The organism is Sphingomonas sp. Root720, assembly GCF_001428605.1.
Classification (GTDB): domain Bacteria; phylum Pseudomonadota; class Alphaproteobacteria; order Sphingomonadales; family Sphingomonadaceae; genus Rhizorhabdus.
The window spans coordinates 300,363-318,285 of sequence record NZ_LMID01000012.1; the positions used below are offsets into that span (position 1 = coordinate 300,363).

13 protein-coding genes are annotated in these 17,923 nt (G+C 68.1%); 6 read left to right on the forward strand and 7 right to left on the reverse strand.

The window, feature by feature from the left end:
- Positions 1-84: 84 nt before the first annotated feature.
- The gene (locus ASE22_RS16490) at positions 85-1,131 is read right to left on the reverse strand and encodes a quinone-dependent dihydroorotate dehydrogenase (RefSeq protein ID WP_056361998.1); all 1,047 of its coding nucleotides are present in this window, start codon (positions 1,129-1,131) and stop codon (positions 85-87) included.
- A gap of 97 nt (positions 1,132-1,228) precedes the next feature.
- Positions 1,229-2,563 (reverse strand): dihydroorotase, encoded by a 1,335-nt coding sequence (locus ASE22_RS16495; RefSeq protein WP_056362000.1) that lies wholly within the window; start codon positions 2,561-2,563, stop codon positions 1,229-1,231.
- Between the two features lie 53 nt (positions 2,564-2,616).
- Here ASE22_RS16495 and ygfZ point away from each other — a divergent pair, with 53 nt between their 5' ends.
- Entirely contained in the window at positions 2,617-3,294 is a 678-nt protein-coding gene (ygfZ, locus tag ASE22_RS16500) for a CAF17-like 4Fe-4S cluster assembly/insertion protein YgfZ (protein ID WP_056362002.1), read from the forward strand.
- 87 nt (positions 3,295-3,381) lie between these two features.
- Positions 3,382-4,614, forward strand: a complete 1,233-nt coding sequence (locus ASE22_RS16505) for an MFS transporter (RefSeq protein ID WP_200933119.1) — start codon at positions 3,382-3,384, stop codon at positions 4,612-4,614.
- Between the two features lie 206 nt (positions 4,615-4,820).
- Here ASE22_RS16505 and ASE22_RS16510 read toward each other — a convergent pair whose 3' ends face one another.
- The 3 genes from ASE22_RS16510 to ASE22_RS16520 form a co-directional block, all read right to left on the reverse strand.
- A complete protein-coding gene (locus ASE22_RS16510) occupies positions 4,821-5,264 on the reverse strand; it encodes a hypothetical protein (protein ID WP_156407252.1) in 444 nt (147 codons plus the stop codon).
- 416 nt (positions 5,265-5,680) lie between these two features.
- Positions 5,681-7,012: an MFS transporter gene (locus ASE22_RS16515; protein WP_056362532.1), complete on the reverse strand. Its 1,332-nt coding sequence runs from the start codon at positions 7,010-7,012 to the stop codon at positions 5,681-5,683.
- 29 nt (positions 7,013-7,041) lie between these two features.
- Positions 7,042-7,857 carry a LytTR family DNA-binding domain-containing protein gene (locus tag ASE22_RS16520; RefSeq protein WP_056362008.1) on the reverse strand — a complete coding sequence of 272 codons (816 nt, stop codon included), beginning with the start codon at positions 7,855-7,857 and terminating at the stop codon, positions 7,042-7,044.
- A 157-nt stretch (positions 7,858-8,014) separates the two neighbouring features.
- Between ASE22_RS16520 and ASE22_RS16525 the strand changes: the two genes are divergently transcribed.
- Positions 8,015-9,265, forward strand: a complete 1,251-nt coding sequence (locus tag ASE22_RS16525; protein WP_056601616.1) for a tetratricopeptide repeat protein — start codon at positions 8,015-8,017, stop codon at positions 9,263-9,265.
- A gap of 168 nt (positions 9,266-9,433) precedes the next feature.
- Entirely contained in the window at positions 9,434-10,477 is a 1,044-nt protein-coding gene (locus ASE22_RS16530) for a hypothetical protein (protein WP_056362013.1), read from the forward strand.
- Here the strand turns inward: ASE22_RS16530 and ASE22_RS16535 are convergent.
- Positions 10,426-11,127: a glutathione S-transferase gene (locus tag ASE22_RS16535; protein ID WP_056362016.1), complete on the reverse strand. Its 702-nt coding sequence runs from the start codon at positions 11,125-11,127 to the stop codon at positions 10,426-10,428. The two genes, ASE22_RS16530 and ASE22_RS16535, sit on opposite strands and share 52 nt — an antisense overlap.
- A 192-nt stretch (positions 11,128-11,319) precedes the next feature.
- Here ASE22_RS16535 and ASE22_RS16540 point away from each other — a divergent pair, with 192 nt between their 5' ends.
- Both ASE22_RS16540 and ASE22_RS16545 read left to right on the forward strand, forming a co-directional pair.
- Positions 11,320-14,085 (forward strand): bifunctional aconitate hydratase 2/2-methylisocitrate dehydratase, encoded by a 2,766-nt coding sequence (locus ASE22_RS16540; RefSeq protein ID WP_056362019.1) that lies wholly within the window; start codon positions 11,320-11,322, stop codon positions 14,083-14,085.
- A 245-nt stretch (positions 14,086-14,330) separates the two neighbouring features.
- Complete coding sequence (locus ASE22_RS16545; protein WP_056362023.1) at positions 14,331-15,029, forward strand: DUF2490 domain-containing protein; 699 nt, start codon at positions 14,331-14,333, stop codon at positions 15,027-15,029.
- Between the two features lie 73 nt (positions 15,030-15,102).
- On the opposite strand, the gene acnA is transcribed toward ASE22_RS16545, so the two are convergent.
- Positions 15,103-17,787, reverse strand: a complete 2,685-nt coding sequence (gene acnA, locus ASE22_RS16550) for an aconitate hydratase AcnA (protein ID WP_056362025.1) — start codon at positions 17,785-17,787, stop codon at positions 15,103-15,105.
- Positions 17,788-17,923: the final 136 nt, after the last annotated feature.

The following is a 17,923-nucleotide window of genomic DNA, read 5'->3' on the forward strand; positions in this document are numbered from 1 at the left end:
TAGGCTGGCATCTCAGGAGAGGTGCGGCCCCCCTGTCTCACGAGATGCCAGCCTGCGCCGGCATGACGGTGTGGAAGGGGCGCCTCAGCCCTTCCCGACCGCCTCGCCGATCGTCGCGAAGCCGTCGCGGTCGAGCAGCGCGACCAGCCCGGCATTGATCCGCCGCGCCAGCCCCGGCCCCTCGTAGACCAGCGCCGAATAGAGCTGGACCAGGCTCGCGCCCGCGCGGATGCGGGCATAGGCGTCCTCGGCCGAGGCGATGCCGCCCGCCGCGATCAGCGGGATCGCGCCGCCGGTCGCCACGCGGAAATCGGCGATGCGCTGCTGCGCCAGCGCCTTCAGCGGCGCCCCCGACAGGCCGCCCGCCTCGCCGGCATGGGCGCTGCGCAGCGCCGGGCGCGAGATGGTGGTGTTCGACACGATCAGCCCGTCAAGCCGGAACTCGCCCGCGATCTCCGCGATGTCGTCGATGTCGGCGGGCTCGAGATCGGGGGCGACCTTGAGGAAGACCGGGGGCGCGGCGACGCCCCCCCCGGCGGCCCGCGCCGCCATCACCGCCGCGAGAAGCTCGGTCAGCGCGCCGCGATCCTGCAGCGCGCGCAGCCCCGGCGTGTTGGGCGAGGAGATGTTGACCGTCAGATAGCGGGCGACGCCGGCCATCACCCGCACGCCATTGGCATAGTCGGCGATGCGGTCGGCGGCGTCCTTGTTCGCACCGATATTGACCCCGACGATGCCGGGCCGGTCGTTGCGCCGCAGCAACCGCTCGAGCGCCGCCGCCTGGCCGCCATTGTTGAAGCCCATGCGGTTGATCACCGCGCGGTCCTCGACCAGCCGGAACAGGCGCGGGCGCGGGTTGCCGGCCTGCGGAAAGGGGGTCAGCGTCCCCACTTCGGCGAAGCCGAAGCCGAGGCCGAGGATCGCGTCGGGCACCTGCGCGTCCTTGTCGAACCCGGCAGCGAGGCCGACCGGATTGGGGAAGCGCAGCCCCGCCACCGCGCTGGCGAGGCGCGGGTCCGATGCCGGGATCGCCCGCCGCGGCCGCAGCCGCAGGGCGCGGATCGTCGCGCGGTGGGCGCGTTCGGCGTCGAGCGTGAAGACCAGCGGGCGGAGGGCGGCATAGAGCGACATGCCGATCGCTTAGCGGTCCCGTCCGGCTTCGTCATCACCCCAGACGCGGCTCACGAGCGGCGGCGGCGATCGCGGCGGCGGATTCAGCCCGGCGGATTCAGCCCAGCGGCACGCTGTCGTAGCGGACGGGCGCGCCGATCGCGGCGTTGGCGAGGCTGCCCTCCCACATCACCCGGTTGCCGCGGATGATCGTGCCGACCGGCTTGCCGGTGATCTCCATGCCGGCGAAGGGCGACCAGCCGCAGCGCGAGGCGAGCCAGCTCTGCTCGATCGTCCAGCGCGCCTTGAGGTCGACGACGGTGAAGTCGGCATCGTAGCCGAGCGCGATGCGGCCCTTGGTCCTGAGCCCGAACACCCGCTGCGGGCCGGCCGAGGTCAGCTCGATCAGGTGCTGGAGCGACAGCCGCCCCGCGGCGACATGGTCGAGCATCAGCGGCAGCAGCGTCTGGACGCCGGGCATGCCGCTCGGGCTGGCCGGATAGGTCCTGGCCTTCTCCTCGATCGTGTGCGGCGCATGGTCCGAGCCGAGCACGTCGGGCACGCCCTGGCGCAGGTAGCGCCACAGCCCGTCGCGATGCGCGCCCGACCGGATCGGCGGGTTCATCTGCGCATGGGTGCCGAGCCGGGGATAGGCCTCCTCGCCGGCCAGGGTCAGGTGCTGCGGCGTCACCTCGCAGGTGGCGATGTCCTTGTTCTGCGCGATCAGCGCCAGCTCGTCGGGGGTGGTGATGTGGAGGATGTGGATCTTGCGCCCGGTCTCGCGCGCGATCTTGAGGATGCGGCGGGTGGCGAGCAGCGCGCTCTCGTCGTCGCGCCACACCGGGTGGCTCGACGGATCGCCCTCGACCCGCTCGCCCTGCCGCGCGATCATCCGCTGCTCGTCCTCGGCATGGATCGCGACCCGGCGCTTGCCGGCGCGCAGCACCCGGGCGAGATGCTCGTCCTCGGCGACCAGCAGGTTGCCGGTCGACGATCCCATGAAGATCTTCACCCCCGCGGTGCCGGGCAGCATCTCGAGCTCGGCGAGCGCCTCGGCATTCTCGGTGGTCGCACCGACGTAAAAGGCGTGGTCGCACCACATCCGGTTCTTCGCGCGCGCCAGCTTGTCGGCGATCGCCTCGGCCGAATCGGTGTTGGGCTTGGTGTTCGGCATCTCGAACACCGCGGTGACGCCGCCGAGCACCGCCGAGCGGCTGCCCGATTCGAGATCCTCCTTCGCCTCGAGTCCCGGCTCGCGGAAATGGACCTGGCTGTCGATCACCCCCGGCAGCACGTCGAGCCCGGTGCAGTCGATCGTCTCGCCCGCGTCGCCGCCCAGCGCGCTGGCGCTGCCGATTGCGGCGATCCTGCCGGCGGTGACGCCGACATCGGCCTGCACCGGACCCCCGACCGTCCAGACGGTGCCGTTCTTCAGGATCATGTCGTAGGTCATTGCAGCCACCTTCACGGGTTAACTTCCGGATGGGAAGCTCCTACCTTCGCTCCATGTCCGGCACCACCCTTTCCGACCGCGCCCTGATCCGTCTCTCGGGACAGGGGGTGCGCGATTTCCTGCAAGGCCTCGTCACCAGCGACGTCGCCGGGCCCCTCCCCGTCTGGGCGGGACTGCTGACGCCGCAAGGCAAGGCGCTGTTCGATTTCATCGTCTGGGCCGATCCCGACAGCGGCGACGACCTGCTGATCGACGCCGAGAGCGAACAGGCCGATGCGCTGGTCAGGCGGCTGAGCCTCTACCGGCTGCGCAGGCCGATCGCGATCGCGCGCGACGAGGGACTCGCGGTCCACTGGGCGGCGGAGGGCGACCGGGGCGTGCCCGATCCGCGCCTGCCCGCGCTCGGCCGCCGCTGGATCGCGCCCGCGGACGGCGCCGCCCATGGCTGGCACGAGCATCGCCGCGCGCTCGGCGTGCCGGAAGGCGTCGACGAGCTGGGATCGGACAGGAATCTCTGGCTCGAATGCAATGCCGACCTGCTCGGCGGGGTGAGCTTCACCAAGGGTTGCTATGTCGGGCAGGAGAACACCGCGCGGATGAACTGGCGCGCCAAGGTCAACCGGCGGCTGGTGATGCTGCCCGACGGGACGGTCGAGCGGCGGCAGGTCGACGGGCTCGATCCCGCGATCATGCCCGGCTGGATGAAGGACGGCCTGGCGGAAAAGGCCTGATTCGCGATGGGCGGGGGCGCGATGGATGGGCGCGCGATCGGTGGGAGCGACGGGGGCGGCGTGACACGGCCCGTCTCGAACCGGTCGATGGCGATCGCCGGCCTCTCGACCATCGTCGAATGGTATGATTTCACCCTCTATCTCTACCTGACCACGGTCCTGTCACGGGTGTTCTTCGGCGGCGGGGCGGGATCGCTGGTCGAGACGCTGGCGGGCTTCGCGCTCGCCTATCTGATGCGGCCGCTCGGCGCGCTCGTCTTCGGCCATGTCGGCGACCGCTTCGGGCGGAGGCGGATGATGCTGCTGTCGATGGCGCTGATGGCGCTGGCGATGCTCGCGACCGCGCTGTTGCCGACCTATGCCCGGATCGGGCCGATGGCGGGATGGCTGCTGTTCCTGCTGCGCTGCCTCACCGCCTTCGCGGTCGGCGGCGAATATACCGGGGTGGTCGCCTATCTGCTCGAAGGCGCGCCCGAGCGGCGTCGCGGGCTGATCACCTCCTCGGCCTCGGCGGCGAGCGAGGTCGGCGGGCTGCTCGCGGTCGGGCTTTCGGCGGTGGTGGTGGCGTCGATGGACCAGGCGGCGCTCGACGGCTGGGGCTGGCGCATCCCCTTCCTGGTCGGCGCGGCGATGGCGGTGGCGATCCTCGTCGCGCGCTCGACGATGGAGGAATCGCCCGAGTTCGAACGGCAGCGGGCCCACGGCACCGTTCCCGCCCGCCCGCTCCACCACGCCCGGACCCGCCATCGCGGCGCCATCGCGCGGGGCTTCGCCATCTCGGCGCTGGGGTCGATCACCTATTATGTCGGCATCACCTATGTGCCGACCTTCCTCCACGCGGTGGGCGCGATGGACGAGGCCCGCGCGCTGGGGCTGTCGACCGTCGCGGCGGTGGCAGTGATCGCGGTCACGCCGCTGGTCGGCGCGCTGTCCGACCGGCTGGGCCGCCGCCCGATCCTGATCGCGGTCGGCCTGGGCGGCGCGGTCCTGCCGATGACGCTGTTCTGGCTGATGGCCGAGGGCAGCCTGTGGCAGGCGCTGGCGGGTGCGGTGCTGCTCGCCTGCCTGGGCGGCGCGGTGAGCGCGGTCGGCGCGGTCGCCACCGCCGAGCTGCTGCCCGGCGAGGGCCGGCTCAGCGGCCTCGCCCTCGGCGCAACCACCGCGACCGCGATCTTCGGCGGCCTCACCCCGCTGGTCGCCCACCTGCTGATCGACGCGACCGGCTGGGCGATCGTCCCCGGCGCGATGATCGCCCTGGTCGCGATCGTCATCCTCCCGCTGTTCTGGCGCCTGCCCGAAACCGCGCCGGGGCGGGGGTAGGTTCCGGGAGATGCTTTTTAATCAGTATGTGTTGGTTTCAGGCCCAAGTGAATCCACCGCTTTTTCCGATAAACCAATATTAATGAATGCCAATGCGCCGCTGTGAGCGTCCATTTAACCGTTTAAACTATTACTAGCCAGTGGAGCTGCTCGTAGACCCACCTTACGCCCGACGGCGTGATGCACGACGTGACGGGATTAAAGTACTATCCGATAATGATACCATTTCGCCCAAGCTTAGTGGGGACGTGTGAAACCATCCCTCCTTGCCCACCGTGGGCAGCTAGTTCGCCATTGGCCTTGTACAGGTTCACGTCGACAACGCAGATTTTGCCATCGACATGGTAGCCAAAAATAACTTCTCCATGCTCGTCCAGCAGCTCATACCCGTCTGCGTCTAACTTCCGCCGCTGCGTCCACCCCTCCTGAACTGGCCCCTTTGGAAATGAATCGATTAAGGTGCCCAGTTTCCCATTCTTCAGATAAAGCCGGCCGTTGAAAACAAATTCCCCCTCGACAATCCGTCCTTCGAGCCAGACATCGTTCCCCGACGAATTACCCAACTCGAAGTAGTCGCACATATTCGTGAGCACATTAAATGCCGGGTCACCTGGACGAACATTGATCCAATTTCCACTCATGCTAGCCATCATACTCTCCCTGATTCGAAGCTTTAATGTTACGGAACCGTACTCGATATAGAAAGCGCTCAGGATCAGGATTAGCGCGGTCGCGAACCGGATCGCGCTTGCGATGTAGGATCCGGCTTGCTGTTGTGGGGCCGCCGGGCCCGGGGCTTCCCCCCGCACGCCAAGGCAGGCTCCTTCTCATCATTGGATAATCGAGCGCCATCGCGTGTCGGGGATGGCGATGCGCCTCCCTGCCCAGCTTGCCACCGGCGGCGCCGGGTCGTTCTCCCACGTCAGATGCCGCGGTCTCCGACCCCGGACCAGCCTGCGCAAAACGAAAAAAGTAAAAAAACGAACAGGCAACCCCATGCACCCGGAAATGGGGGGTGGAAAGCCGTCCGCCGGGGGGTGGGCCGCGCCTTCGGAGCGGCGGCCGGTCAGGCCCGCCGTTCGCGGTCGGCCTGGTCGATCGCGAGCAGCGAGACGCCCTTGCTCTCGGTCATGATCAGCGCCGCGACCAGGCTGATCGCGCCGGCGGCGGCGACGTAGAGCGCGATCGGGTGCCAGCTGCCATAGCCGCGCAGCAGCGCGGTGCCGATCAGCGGCGCCCAGGAACCGGCGAAGATCGCGGTCACCTGATAGCCGAGCGACACCCCCGAATAGCGCATCCGGGTCGGGAACATCTCCGCCATGATCGCCGGCTGGGGCGCGTACATGAAGGCGTGGACGACCATGCCGATCATGATGCCGCCCAGGATGATCGGCGCGCGGCCGGTATCGAACAGCGGGAAGACGACGAACGGCCAGGCGATGGTGAGCGCCGCGCCGACGATATAGACCGGCCGCCGTCCGATCCGGTCCGCCAGCCGGCCGATCAGCGGGATCAGCACGACGTGCAGCAGGTGCGCGCAGAACAGCAGCGCCAGGATCTCGGTGGTGTCGACGCCGATATAGGCGAGATAGGTGATCGAGAAGGTGACCACCATATAATAGAGGATGTTCTCGGCCACCCGGAGGCCCATCGCGGTGAAGACCCCGCGCGGGTAGCGGCGGAACACCTCGGTCAGGCCGTAGCCCGCATCGGCGCGCTGCTCGGCTTCCGCCTTCGCCGCCTCGAAGATCGGCGAATCGCTGACCTTGGTGCGGATATAATAGCCGATGGCGACGATGATCACCGACAGCCAGAAGCCGACCCGCCAGCCCCAGGCCAGGAATTCGGCGCTCGACAGGGTGGCGGACAGCAGCAGCAGGACGATCGTCGCCAGCAGGTTGCCCATCGGCACCCCGGCCTGCGGGAAGCTGCCCCAGAAGGCGCGGCTGCGGTTGGGGCTGTGCTCGGCGACGAGCAGCACCGCCCCGCCCCATTCGCCGCCCAGCGCGAAGCCCTGGACGAAGCGCAGCGCCACCAGCAGCGCCGGCGCCCAATAGCCGATCGCGTCGAAGGTCGGCAGGCAGCCCATCAGGAAGGTCGAGACCCCGATCAGCATCAGGCTGAACTGGAGCAGCGACTTGCGGCCGATCCTGTCGCCGATATGGCCGAACACGATCCCGCCCAGCGGCCGGGCGATGAAGCCGACCGCATAGGTGCCGAAGGCGGCGATGATGCCGTCGAGCTCGTTGCCGGTCTGGGGGAAGAACAGCTTGCCGAACACCAGCGTCGCGGCGGTGCCGTAGAGGAAGAACTCATACCATTCGACGACCGTCCCGGCCATCGACGCCCCGACCACCTTGCGCAGATAGGGAAGGTCGGCGGTTTCCTCATGCTGCATGGCCGGCACGTCCCGTCTTTCCGCGATCGTCATTCTTCGTTGCCGTCGAGCCAGCCGCAGGCGCGCAGGATCGCCACGCGGTTCCGGGCGACCGGCACCCGCAGGCCGTTGACGAGGATCAGGCCGATCGACCGGCCGTCGCGCTGCCAGCCGCGGACGGCGTCGCGCGCCACCCACCAGGAGCGGTGGACCTGGAGGCCGCGCCGTTCGTCGAGCGCCCCGACGACCTTCCGCATCACCGCGTGGTGGAGCACCGACCGGCCGTGCAGGTGCACCCGGACATGATGGTCCTCCATCTGCAGGCACAGCGCGCCGGCCAGCAGATGATCGGGCAGGGTGGTGGCCGGGATGGGGGCCGGGACGCGGGCGAGGACGGGCGCCGGAATGGGGGCGCCGGCGGGGGTCCGGCCACGCCAGGCGGCGATCAGGCGCGTCCCGCCCAGTTCGACCCAGAGCAGCCCGGCCATCGCCGGCAGCGCCACGACGATCGTCAGGCCGTACCATTCGAGCCCATGCATCGCCGCCGCCCGCGCCGGCCAGAACAGGTGCGTGCCGATCGCGCCGAGCATCGCCAGCGGCACGCAGGCGAGCAGGATGACGGCGACGCCCGAGAAGAGCGGCGGAAAGCCCCGGCGCGGCCCGAGCGCCAGCGCGGCGACGACACAGGGCCAGAGCAGCAGGCCGCCGACCCAGAACAGCAGGGTCCAGTAGGCGATTCGCGTGAAGACGTGCGAGGCATAGCTGCCGAACGGACCGATCAGGCCGAATTCGAGCCCGGCCAGCGTCGCCCAGCCGAGCACGCTGGCCCAGCGTTCGGGCCGTTTGAGGAGATCGTCGACGTCCATCGCCGTTTTCTGTTCCAAGCGCGCGGCTTCATCAAGAGCCGATATGCCGTCCGCCCGTTCGCCAGATCGCCCATTCGCCTGTTCACGAAGAAGCGGTCGCACGGCGCGCGCGTCGCAGCCAGGGTCGAGGGCGGGCAGCGAAGCGCAGGGGACCGACATGATGGAGAGCCGGCAGGAGGTCGTGTACGCCAGCGAGAATCTTCTGGTCCGGCAGCGCCCGTCGCACCGGCCGGACCTGTTGGTCGTCACCTTCGATCATTACGGTATCACCGGCCGGTTCGACCGGCCCGGCTTCGCCGAGGATTTCCTGGCGTCGCGCGGCATCTCGGTGCTGACCTTCCTGGGCCGAGGAAACGACTGGTACCAATATCCGGACATGCGTGACGCGCTCGCCGCGGCGCGCACCGTCGCCGCCGGGCGGCGGCGGGTGATGACCTACGGGTCGAGCATGGGCGGCTATGCGGCGATACGCTTCGCCGACGCGCTCGGCGCGCAGGCCTGCCTCGCCCTCTCGCCGCAATATTCGCTCGATCCGCGCAAGGTGCCGTTCGAGCGGCGGTGGGGGGACGACGCGAACCGTATCGCATGGCGGCCGGAACTCGACGGGACGATCCGCTGTGCCGCCGATCCGGTGATCGTCTACGATCCCGCCAGCAGCGACGGCGCGCATGTGCGGCTGATCGAGGCCGACATCGCTTGCCGCGGCATTGCGCTGCCCTACACCGCGCATCCGGCGACCACATTTCTGCAGTCGATCGGCGCGCTGGCGGGCCTGATCGGCGACATGCTCGATGGCACGTTCGACCTGGCAGCCGCCGCGCGCAGCCTCGACGCGCCGCGCAAGAACGATCCGATCTACCTGAGCGAACTGGCGCGGCGTCAGCCCGCATGGCGGCCACGGCTCGGGGTTGCGCTGGCCCAGCGCGCAGCGGACCGCTCCCCCGGTACGGACCTGTTACTCCATATCCTCGCATCCAAGCTGGCCGCCGCCGGACGCTATGCCGAGGCGCTGCCGGCCCATGCCCGCGCGCGCAGACTGTCCGGCGACATACCATGCTATGCGCTTCCGCACGCGCATACGCTCGCGCAATCGGGCGACCTCGCGGGGGCGCTGGCGCTCGCCCGGCAACTCGCCGCCCGGCATCCCGGGGACGCGCATATCCATCATTTCCTGAGCCATATGCTCTGGCGGACGAAGCAGCGGAGGAAGGCCGTCGCGGTCGCGAAACAGGCGTTTCGCCTGTCGCCGCACGATCCCTTCTTCCGCAGCGTCCTCAACCAATATCGCTGGTCCCGCCTGCGCCTCCGCGCCCGCTGGGCGATGCGTTTCGCGGACAGCCTGCGCGAACAGCTACGCCGCGCGGCCGTGACGCCGCCTGACCGATGGGTTTCCTGGTATCGGCGCTAGAGGCCCCAACCCGGCCGATCCCAGGGAAAAGGGCCGGTCCGCATGGCGCGGGCCGGCCCTGTCTTGTCGGCGGATCAGCGTCCCGCGTGGATCATGCGGGTCGGATGACGGTCTTGCCCGTGACCGGCCCTGCGCTAAGCAGGCGCGACGGATGCAGGGAGACGGCCGATGCGCGCAGGGGACGGACAGACGACGGCCCGGCGATGGATCGCGGCGGTCGGCTGGCTTCTCCTGGCCGGACGGGCGGCGGCGGGGCCTCTGGAGGTGGCGCCGCCGCCGCCCGCCGATGCGTTGACGGTCGAGATCCACGCCGAGGATGCCGACCGCTTCGCGCGCCTGTTCGCCGCGACCGGGGGCAAGCCGACCGCCGCGCAGCTCCAGAAGGGCTATCTCGACGGTGCCAGCTACGGCGTGGCGGTGTTCACGCCCGGCCGGATCGGCGATGCCGCGCGGCTGGCGAAGGCGGTCGCGCGCGATCCCGCCGCCTATGACCGCGCGATCCGCGAATGCCTGCCGGCGGCGAAGGCGGCGGTGACCGACCTGCGCGCCATCTATCTCGCGCTGCACGGGCTGCTGCCCGAGCGGAAGCTGCCGCAGATCTACCTCGTCTTCGGTGCGGGCAATTCGGGCGGCACGGCGGGTCCAGGCGCGCAGGTGCTGGGGCTCGAGGTGCTGTGCGCGCAGGACAGGACCGTCGACGGCTTCCGCGCGATCCTGCGCCGCTTCTTCGCGCATGAGACGGTCCACACCTTGCAGCGCGACCCCGCGACCCGGGCGCCCGAGCCGCTGCTGACCGGCGCGCTGGAGGAGGGCGCCGCCGATTTCGTCGCGGCGATCGTCACCGGCCAGGTGCCCGACCCCGAGCGCGCCGCCTGGGCCGCCCCGCGCGAGGCCGGGCTATGGTCCGAGTTCCGCAAGGACATGGCGAAGACGCGCGGCATCGACCTCGGCGCCGAGCCCGAGCCTAAGGCGGCGGTGGCGGCCTATCTCCGCTGGCTCGGCAACTACGGGAACGCGCCGCCGGGCTGGCCCTACGAGCTGGGCTACTGGATCGGCATGCGGATCTGGCAGAGCTATTATGACGCCGCCCCCGACAAGCGCGCGGCGATCCGCGCCATGCTCGACTTCGAGGACGCCGAAGCGGTGCTGGAGCGGAGCGGCTATCCGCCGGCCACCGTGCGCAGCGACGCCTCGATCTCGCCACCGCAATAGCCGTCGCCGTAAAGGTCGTCGGACCTGCGGGCCAGGGCCGCGAGCGCGGGCAGGTCGGACATCCTGCGGCACAGCGCGGCGATCCGCGGCGCCGCGTCGTCGAGCATCTCGCCGATGACCGGGAAGCGGTCGCGCATCGTCGACCACAGGGTGGCGGTGGCGATGTCGGCGATGCCGGGCGCCGTCCCGCCCAGCACGAAGCCCGTGTCGGGCTCGAGGCCGTGGCGCGTGCCGGTGATCTCCCAGAAGCGCATCCAGCGCCGGAGGCGGGGCACGAAGGCGCGCCATTTTTCGGGCGTCCACATCTCGCGGCCGCCGTCGAGCGTGATCTCGTCGATCACGTCGTTGGCGTCGTTGACGATCCTCATGGTCATCGCCTGCCCCTCGGCCGAGGCGGGCATCAGATCGAGCGCCCGGCCGAGATAGAGGGCGATCGCGGGCATCTCCGCCAGCGCGAAGCCGGTCCGCTTGTCGACAAGCAGCGGCGGTCCCATGAACGGCACCGGCTGGTCGCCGGGGTCCGCCTGCATCAGCGCGGAGATCGCGTCTTCGCCATGTTCCGTCCAGCTCTTGCCGGCATGGGCCAGGATGGCGCGGATGAACTGGCCGCGAAAGGGCAGGGGCCAATAATAGAAATCATAATCCGACATGGGGACTAAACCCGCGGCCGCCCTTGCCGATCCATCGCGCCGTCCGCGCCGACGCCGTCGCAGGAAACCCCCTGCGGCACCTTGTCAGTCCAGCCTGGTTGGCGTACCGGAGCCCCCGTCAGCCGAGGCCGGATCGACGCCGGTGGGCGCCTTTGCGCCGGGCTCCGTGCACTTCATTGGGGTGGGATTATCATGAGCGTCTACCTGGATTACCTCGCCGAAATCGAAAGCAGGAAAATTCAGGGGCTTGCGCCCAAGCCGATCGACGACGGCGGCCTCATCTTCGAGATCATCGCCCTGATCAAGGATGCCGGTAACGAGCACCGGGCCGATGCGCTCAAATTCTTCATCTACAACACGCTGCCCGGCACGACGAGCGCGGCGGCCGTCAAGGCCAGCTTCCTGAAGCAGATCATCCTGGGCGATGCGGTCGTACCCGAGATCACGCCCGCCTTCGCGCTCGAGCTGCTGTCGCACATGAAGGGCGGTCCGTCGGTCGAAGTGCTGCTCGACATCGCGCTCGGCGATGCCCCCGCGATCGCCGAGCTGGCGGGCGAGGTGCTGAAGACCCAGGTCTTCCTCTACGACGCCGACATGCACCGGCTGAGCGAAGCCTTCAACGCTGGCAACGCCATCGCCAAGGACATCCTCGAAAGCTACGCCAAGGCGGAATTCTTCACCAAGCTTCCCGAGGTCGAGGACGAAATCCAGGTCGTCACCTTCATCGCCGGCGAAGGCGACATCTCGACCGATCTCCTGTCTCCCGGCAACCAGGCGCATTCGCGCTCGGACCGCGAGCTGCACGGCCAGTGCATGATCTCGCCCGAGGCGCAGCAGGCGATCGTCGCGCTCAAGGCGCAGCATCCCGGCAAGCGCGTGATGCTGATCGCCGAAAAGGGCACGATGGGCGTCGGCTCGTCGCGCATGTCCGGCGTCAACAATGTGGCGCTGTGGACCGGCAAGCAGCAGAGCCCCTATGTGCCCTTCGTCAACTACGCGCCGGTCGTCGGGGGCACCAACGGCATCTCGCCGATCTTCGCGACCACCGTCGACGTGACCGGCGGCATCGGCATCAACCTGAAGAACTGGGTCAAGAAGACCGGTCCGGACGGCAAGCCGATCATCAACAATGACGGCAATCCGGTCCTTGAGGAGAAATTCTCGGTCGAGACCGGCACCGTCCTGAAGATCGACGTCCAGAACAAGAAGCTGTGCGACGAAAATGGCGCGGAGCTGGTCGACATCGCCGCCGCCTTCACGCCGCAGAAGATGGAGTTCATGAAGGCCGGCAGCTCCTATGCCATCGTCTTCGGCAAGAAGCTCCAGACCTTCGCCGCCCGCACCCTCGGGGTCGATCCGATCCCGGTCTACGCCGCGAACAAGGAGATCACCGCCGAGGGCGTGGGCCTGACCGCGGTCGAGAAGATCTTCAACCGCAACGCCGTCGGCGTCACGCCGGGCAAGGTGCTGCACGCGGGTTCGGACGTGCGGGTCAAGGTGAACATCGTCGGTTCGCAGGACACCACCGGCCTGATGACCGCGCAGGAGCTCGAGGCGATGGCGGCGACCGTCATCTCGCCGCTGGTCGACGGCGCCTACCAATCGGGCTGCCACACCGCGTCCGTGTGGGACAAGAAGGCGCAGGCGAACATCCCGAAGCTCATGTCCTTCATGAACAATTTCGGCCTAATCACCGCCCGCGACCCGAAGGGCGTCTATCATGCGATGACGGACGTGATCCACAAGGTGCTGAACGACATCACCGTGGACGACTGGGCGATCATCATCGGCGGCGACAGCCACACCCGCATGTCCAAGGGCGTGGCCTTCGGCGCGGACTCGGGCACCGTGGCGCTGGCGCTTGCGACCGGCGAGGCGACCATGCCGATCCCGCAGTCGGTGAAGGTTAGCTTCAAGGGCACGATGAAGCCCTGGATGGACTTCCGCGACGTCGTGCACGCGACCCAGGCGCAGATGCTTCAGCAGGCGGGCGGCGACAATGTCTTCCAGGGCCGCGTGATCGAAGTCCATATCGGCACGCTGCTCGCCGACCAGGCCTTCACCTTCACCGACTGGACGGCCGAGATGAAGGCCAAGGCCTCGATCTGCATTTCGAACGATGAAACGCTGATCGGGTCGCTGGAAATCGCCAAGGCGCGCATCCAGATCATGATCGACAAGGGCATGGACAATGCGGCCGGCACGCTGGCGAACCTGATCGCCAAGGCCGATACCCGCATCGCCGAGATCCGCCTGGGCGAGAAGCCCGCGCTGTCGCCCGACGCCAACGCGAAATATTTCGCCGAGATCGTCGTCGATCTCGACGTGATCGACGAGCCGATGATCGCCGATCCGGACGTGAACAACCCGGACGTGTCGAAGCGCTACACCCACGACACGATCCGCCCGGTGTCCTATTATGGCGGGACCAAGAAGGTCGACCTGGGCTTCATCGGCTCCTGCATGGTGCACAAGGGCGACATGAAGATCCTTGCCCAGATGCTCAAGAACATCGAGGCGTCGGCGGGCAAGGTCGAGTTCAAGGCGCCGCTCGTCGTCGCCCCGCCGACCTACAACATCGTCGACGAGCTCAAGGCCGAGGGCGACTGGGAAATCCTGCAGAAATATTCGGGCTTCGAATTCGACGATGTGAATCCGAAGACGGCCACCCGCACCCAATATGAGAATATCCTGTATCTCGAGCGGCCGGGTTGCAACCTGTGCATGGGCAACCAGGAGAAGGCCGCGAAGGGCGACACCGTCCTCGCCACCTCGACCCGCCTGTTCCAGGGCCGCGTCGTCGAGGACACGCCCGAGAAGAAGGGAGAATCGCTGCTGGCCTCGACCCCGGTCGTGGTGCTGTCGACGATCCTCGGCCGCACGCCGAGCGCCGATGAGTATAAGGCGGCCGTCGATGGGATCGATCTGACCAAGTTCGCGCCGCCGCAAGCCGCCTGAGCTGGCTTCCATCGGCATGAGCGCGGCGACGTCCCCGGCATGAGGCGCCTCCGGCCTCCGCCGGAGCGACAAATGCAAGGAAGGGCCGGTTCGCGGATGTGCGGGCCGGCCCTTTTTTTCGTCGGGTGCGTACGGCGGGATCGACCGACGAGCCCCGATCGCCGCCGGCAATATTTACGCGCAACCCCGCAACCGGCCAGACATGCGCCGGCGGTAGCAGCCCGGCTTTTCGGGTAGGGCGATCCATGAAGACGATATCGCGCCGGGCCGCCATCGGCCTGTCGATCCTGCTGGCGACCGCGGCGCCGACGGCGTGGAACGGCGCCCGCGCGCAGACCGTGCAGGACGAACAGCTATGGGTGAACCTGACGCTGCAGGGGCATAGCGGCCGGCTGGTCCATTTCATCGAGCTGCAGCCGCGCTTCGGCAGTGGGGCGGGCCGGCTCGACCATGGCCTGTTCCGTCCGGCGATCGGCATGGCGCTGCGGCCCGGCCTGTCGCTCTACCAAGGCTATGCGCATGTGTTCACCCCGCGCGACGGAACGCGCGACCTGCACGAGCATCGCAGCTTCCAGCAGCTCAGCTGGGTGATGGGCAGGCCCTGGAACGGCGAACTCGCGTCGCGCACCCGTTTCGAGCAGCGCTGGCGCAATGACGGTCGCGACATGGGGCTGCGACTGCGCGAGATGCTGCGGCTGGAGATCCCGGTGGCGCGCAGCGGGCTGGCGGCGCTCGGCTATGCGGAGATGTTCGTCGCGCTCAACGACACCGACTGGGGCGCACGCGGCGGCTTCGATCAGCTACGCAGCTTCGCCGGGGCGGAGATCCCGCTGGCCGGCGCCTCGACGATCGAGCTTGGCTATCTCAACCAATATATCAACCAGCCCTCCGGGCGGCGGCGGGTCAACCACGTCCTGTCGGCGAGCCTGTTCGTGCGCCGCTAACATCCCCGACCGAACAGCAAAAGGCCGGCCCGCATTGCTGCGGACCGGCCTTTTGCATGTTCGGCGATGTCGGTTACGCGGCGAGCTTGCGCAGCACGTACTGCAGGATGCCGCCGTTGAGGAAATATTCGAGCTCGTTGACGGTGTCGATCCGGCAACGGGTCTCGAAGGTCTCGGTCGCACCGTCGGCGCGGGTCAGCTTGACGGTGACGGACTGCCGCGGGCGGAGGGTCGCGACATTCTCGATCGTGAAGGTCTCGGTGCCGTCGAGCTTGAGCGTGTTGCGGTCGACGCCCTCGGCGAACTGCAGCGGCAGCACGCCCATCCCGACCAGGTTCGAGCGGTGGATACGCTCGAAGCTCTCGGTGATCACCGCGCGGACGCCGAGCAGGTTGGTGCCCTTCGCCGCCCAGTCGCGCGACGAGCCGGTGCCATATTCCTTGCCCGCGACGACGACGAGCGGGGTGCCCTCGTCCTTGTACTTCATCGCCGCGTCGTAGATCGCCATCACTTCCCCGCTGGGGATGTGCTTGGTCATGCCGCCTTCGACGCCGGGGATCATCTGGTTCTTGATGCGGATGTTGGCGAAGGTGCCGCGCATCATCACGTCATGGTTGCCGCGGCGCGCGCCATAGCTGTTGAAGTCGGCCTTGCTGACCTGATGCTCGGTCAGGAAGCGGCCCGCCGGGCTGTCGGCCTTGATCGAGCCGGCCGGGCTGATGTGGTCGGTGGTGATCGAATCGGCGAAGATGGCGAGCGGACGCGCCTCGATGATGTCCTGCACCGGGGCCGGGGTCATCGACATTCCCTCGAAATAGGGCGGGTTGGCGACATAGGTCGAGCCGGCGCGCCACGTATAGGTGTCGGAGCCCTCGACCTCGATCGCCTGCCAGTTCTTGTCGCCCTGGAAGACGTTGGCGTAGCGGCTCGAGAACATCTCGCTGTCGATCGCCGCGGCGACGGTGTTCGAGATCTCGGCGGTGGTCGGCCAGATGTCCTTCAGGAACACCGGCTTGCCGTCGGTCGAGGTGCCGATCGGATCGACGGTGATGTCCTTGGCGGTGGTGCCGAAGAGCGAATAGGCGACGACCAGCGGCGGCGAGGCGAGATAGTTGGCGCGCACGTCGGGGGAGACGCGGCCCTCGAAGTTGCGGTTGCCCGAGAGGACGGCCGACGCGACGAGGTCGTTCGCATTGACCGCCTTCGAGATCGGATCGGGCAGCGGGCCCGAATTGCCGATGCAGGTGGTGCAGCCATAGCCGACCAGGTTGAAGCCGATCGCGTCGAGGTCCTTGGTCAGGCCGGCCTTGTCGAGATAGTCGCTGACGACCTGCGATCCCGGCGCGAGGCTGGTCTTGACCCAGGGCTTGGCCTTGAGCCCGTAAGCGTTGGCCTTGCGCGCGACCAGGCCGGCGGCGACCATCACCGACGGGTTGGAGGTGTTGGTGCAGCTGGTGATCGCGGCGATCACGACATCGCCATGGCCGATGGTGAAGTCCTCGCCCTCGACCTGGACGCGCTTTTCGCTCTCGTCGCCCTTCTTGTAGCCCGACGCCAGCTCGTTGTTGAAGCCTTCGTCGACCGAGGCGAGCAGGACACGGTCCTGCGGGCGCTTCGGGCCGGCAAGCGACGGCTGCACGGTCGACATGTCGAGGTGGAGCGTGTCGGTGAACACCGGATCGGCGGCGGTCGCGTCGCGCCAGAAGCCCTGCTGCTTGGCATAGGCCTCGACCAGCGCGACATTCTCGGCCGAACGGCCGGTAAGGCGCATATAGACGAGGGTGGCGTCGTCGATCGGGAAGAAGCCGCAGGTCGCGCCATATTCGGGCGCCATGTTCGCGATGGTCGCGCGGTCGGCGAGCGACAGCGCGTCGAGCCCCGGGCCGTAGAACTCGACGAAGCGGCCGACCACGCCCTTGGCGCGGAGCATCTGGGTGACGGTCAGCACCAGGTCGGTGGCGGTGATGCCCTCGTTCAGCGTGCCCGACAGCTTGAAGCCGACGACTTCGGGGATCAGCATCGACACCGGCTGGCCGAGCATCGCCGCCTCGGCCTCGATGCCGCCGACGCCCCAGCCGAGCACGCCCAGACCGTTGACCATCGTGGTGTGGCTGTCGGTGCCGACGCAGGTGTCGGGATAGGCGACTTCGACGCCCGAGCCGTCGGCCGAGGACCAGACCGCCTGGGCGAGGTTCTCGAGGTTTACCTGGTGGCAGATGCCGGTGCCCGGCGGGACGACCTTGAAGTTGTTGAGCGCCTTCGAGCCCCAGCGGAGGAACTCGTAGCGCTCGCCGTTGCGGGCATATTCGAGCGCGACATTCTCGTCGAACGCCTTGGGCGTGCCGAAGCTGTCGACCATCACCGAGTGATCGATGACGAGATGGACGGGAACGAGCGGGTTGATCTTCTGCGCGTTGCCGCCGAGCGCGTTCATCGCGTCGCGCATCGCGGCGAGGTCGACGACGCAGGGAACGCCGGTGAAATCCTGCATCAGCACGCGGCCCGGGCGATACTGGATCTCGCGCTCCGACGTGCGCTCCTTCTGCCAGTCGACGATCGCCTGGACGTCCTCGGTGGTGACGGTGACGCCGTCCTCGAAGCGGAGCATGTTCTCGAGAAGGACCTTCATCGAGAAAGGCAGGCGGGAAATATCGCCGAGCTTCTCGGCCGCCTTGGCGAGCGAGTAATAGGCATAGTGCTTGCCGTCGACGTTGAGGGTGGAACGGGTCTTGAGAGTGTCCTGACCGACGGCCGTCATAGCTGAGCCCCTATGCTGCGAATGCGAAAGTCCAGCGCGGATATAGCGACGGGGGGCTATCAGTAAAAGTGTCTCGGCGGCTGGTTTCGTGCATGCACGCCATCCCGGCGGCGCCATCGCATCCGATATCGCCGCC

Bases quoted from the DNA above. Each gene is read 5' to 3' on its own strand.
- ASE22_RS16545 (WP_056362023.1), top strand. From the start codon at position 14,331: ATGAAGACGATATCGCGCCGGGCCGCCATCGGCCTGTCGATCCTGCTG.
- ASE22_RS16510 (WP_156407252.1), bottom strand. From the start codon at position 5,264: ATGGCTAGCATGAGTGGAAATTGGATCAATGTTCGTCCAGGTGACCCG.
- ASE22_RS16490 (WP_056361998.1), bottom strand. From the start codon at position 1,131: ATGTCGCTCTATGCCGCCCTCCGCCCGCTGGTCTTCACGCTCGACGCC.
- ASE22_RS16515 (WP_056362532.1), bottom strand. From the start codon at position 7,012: ATGCAGCATGAGGAAACCGCCGACCTTCCCTATCTGCGCAAGGTGGTC.
- ASE22_RS16520 (WP_056362008.1), bottom strand. From the start codon at position 7,857: ATGGACGTCGACGATCTCCTCAAACGGCCCGAACGCTGGGCCAGCGTG.
- ygfZ (WP_056362002.1), top strand. From the start codon at position 2,617: ATGTCCGGCACCACCCTTTCCGACCGCGCCCTGATCCGTCTCTCGGGA.
- ASE22_RS16495 (WP_056362000.1), bottom strand. From the start codon at position 2,563: ATGACCTACGACATGATCCTGAAGAACGGCACCGTCTGGACGGTCGGG.
- acnA (WP_056362025.1), bottom strand. From the start codon at position 17,787: ATGACGGCCGTCGGTCAGGACACTCTCAAGACCCGTTCCACCCTCAAC.
- ASE22_RS16540 (WP_056362019.1), top strand. From the start codon at position 11,320: ATGAGCGTCTACCTGGATTACCTCGCCGAAATCGAAAGCAGGAAAATT.
- ASE22_RS16505 (WP_200933119.1), top strand. From the start codon at position 3,382: ATGGCGATCGCCGGCCTCTCGACCATCGTCGAATGGTATGATTTCACC.
- ASE22_RS16530 (WP_056362013.1), top strand. From the start codon at position 9,434: ATGCGCGCAGGGGACGGACAGACGACGGCCCGGCGATGGATCGCGGCG.
- ASE22_RS16535 (WP_056362016.1), bottom strand. From the start codon at position 11,127: ATGTCGGATTATGATTTCTATTATTGGCCCCTGCCCTTTCGCGGCCAG.
- ASE22_RS16525 (WP_056601616.1), top strand. From the start codon at position 8,015: ATGATGGAGAGCCGGCAGGAGGTCGTGTACGCCAGCGAGAATCTTCTG.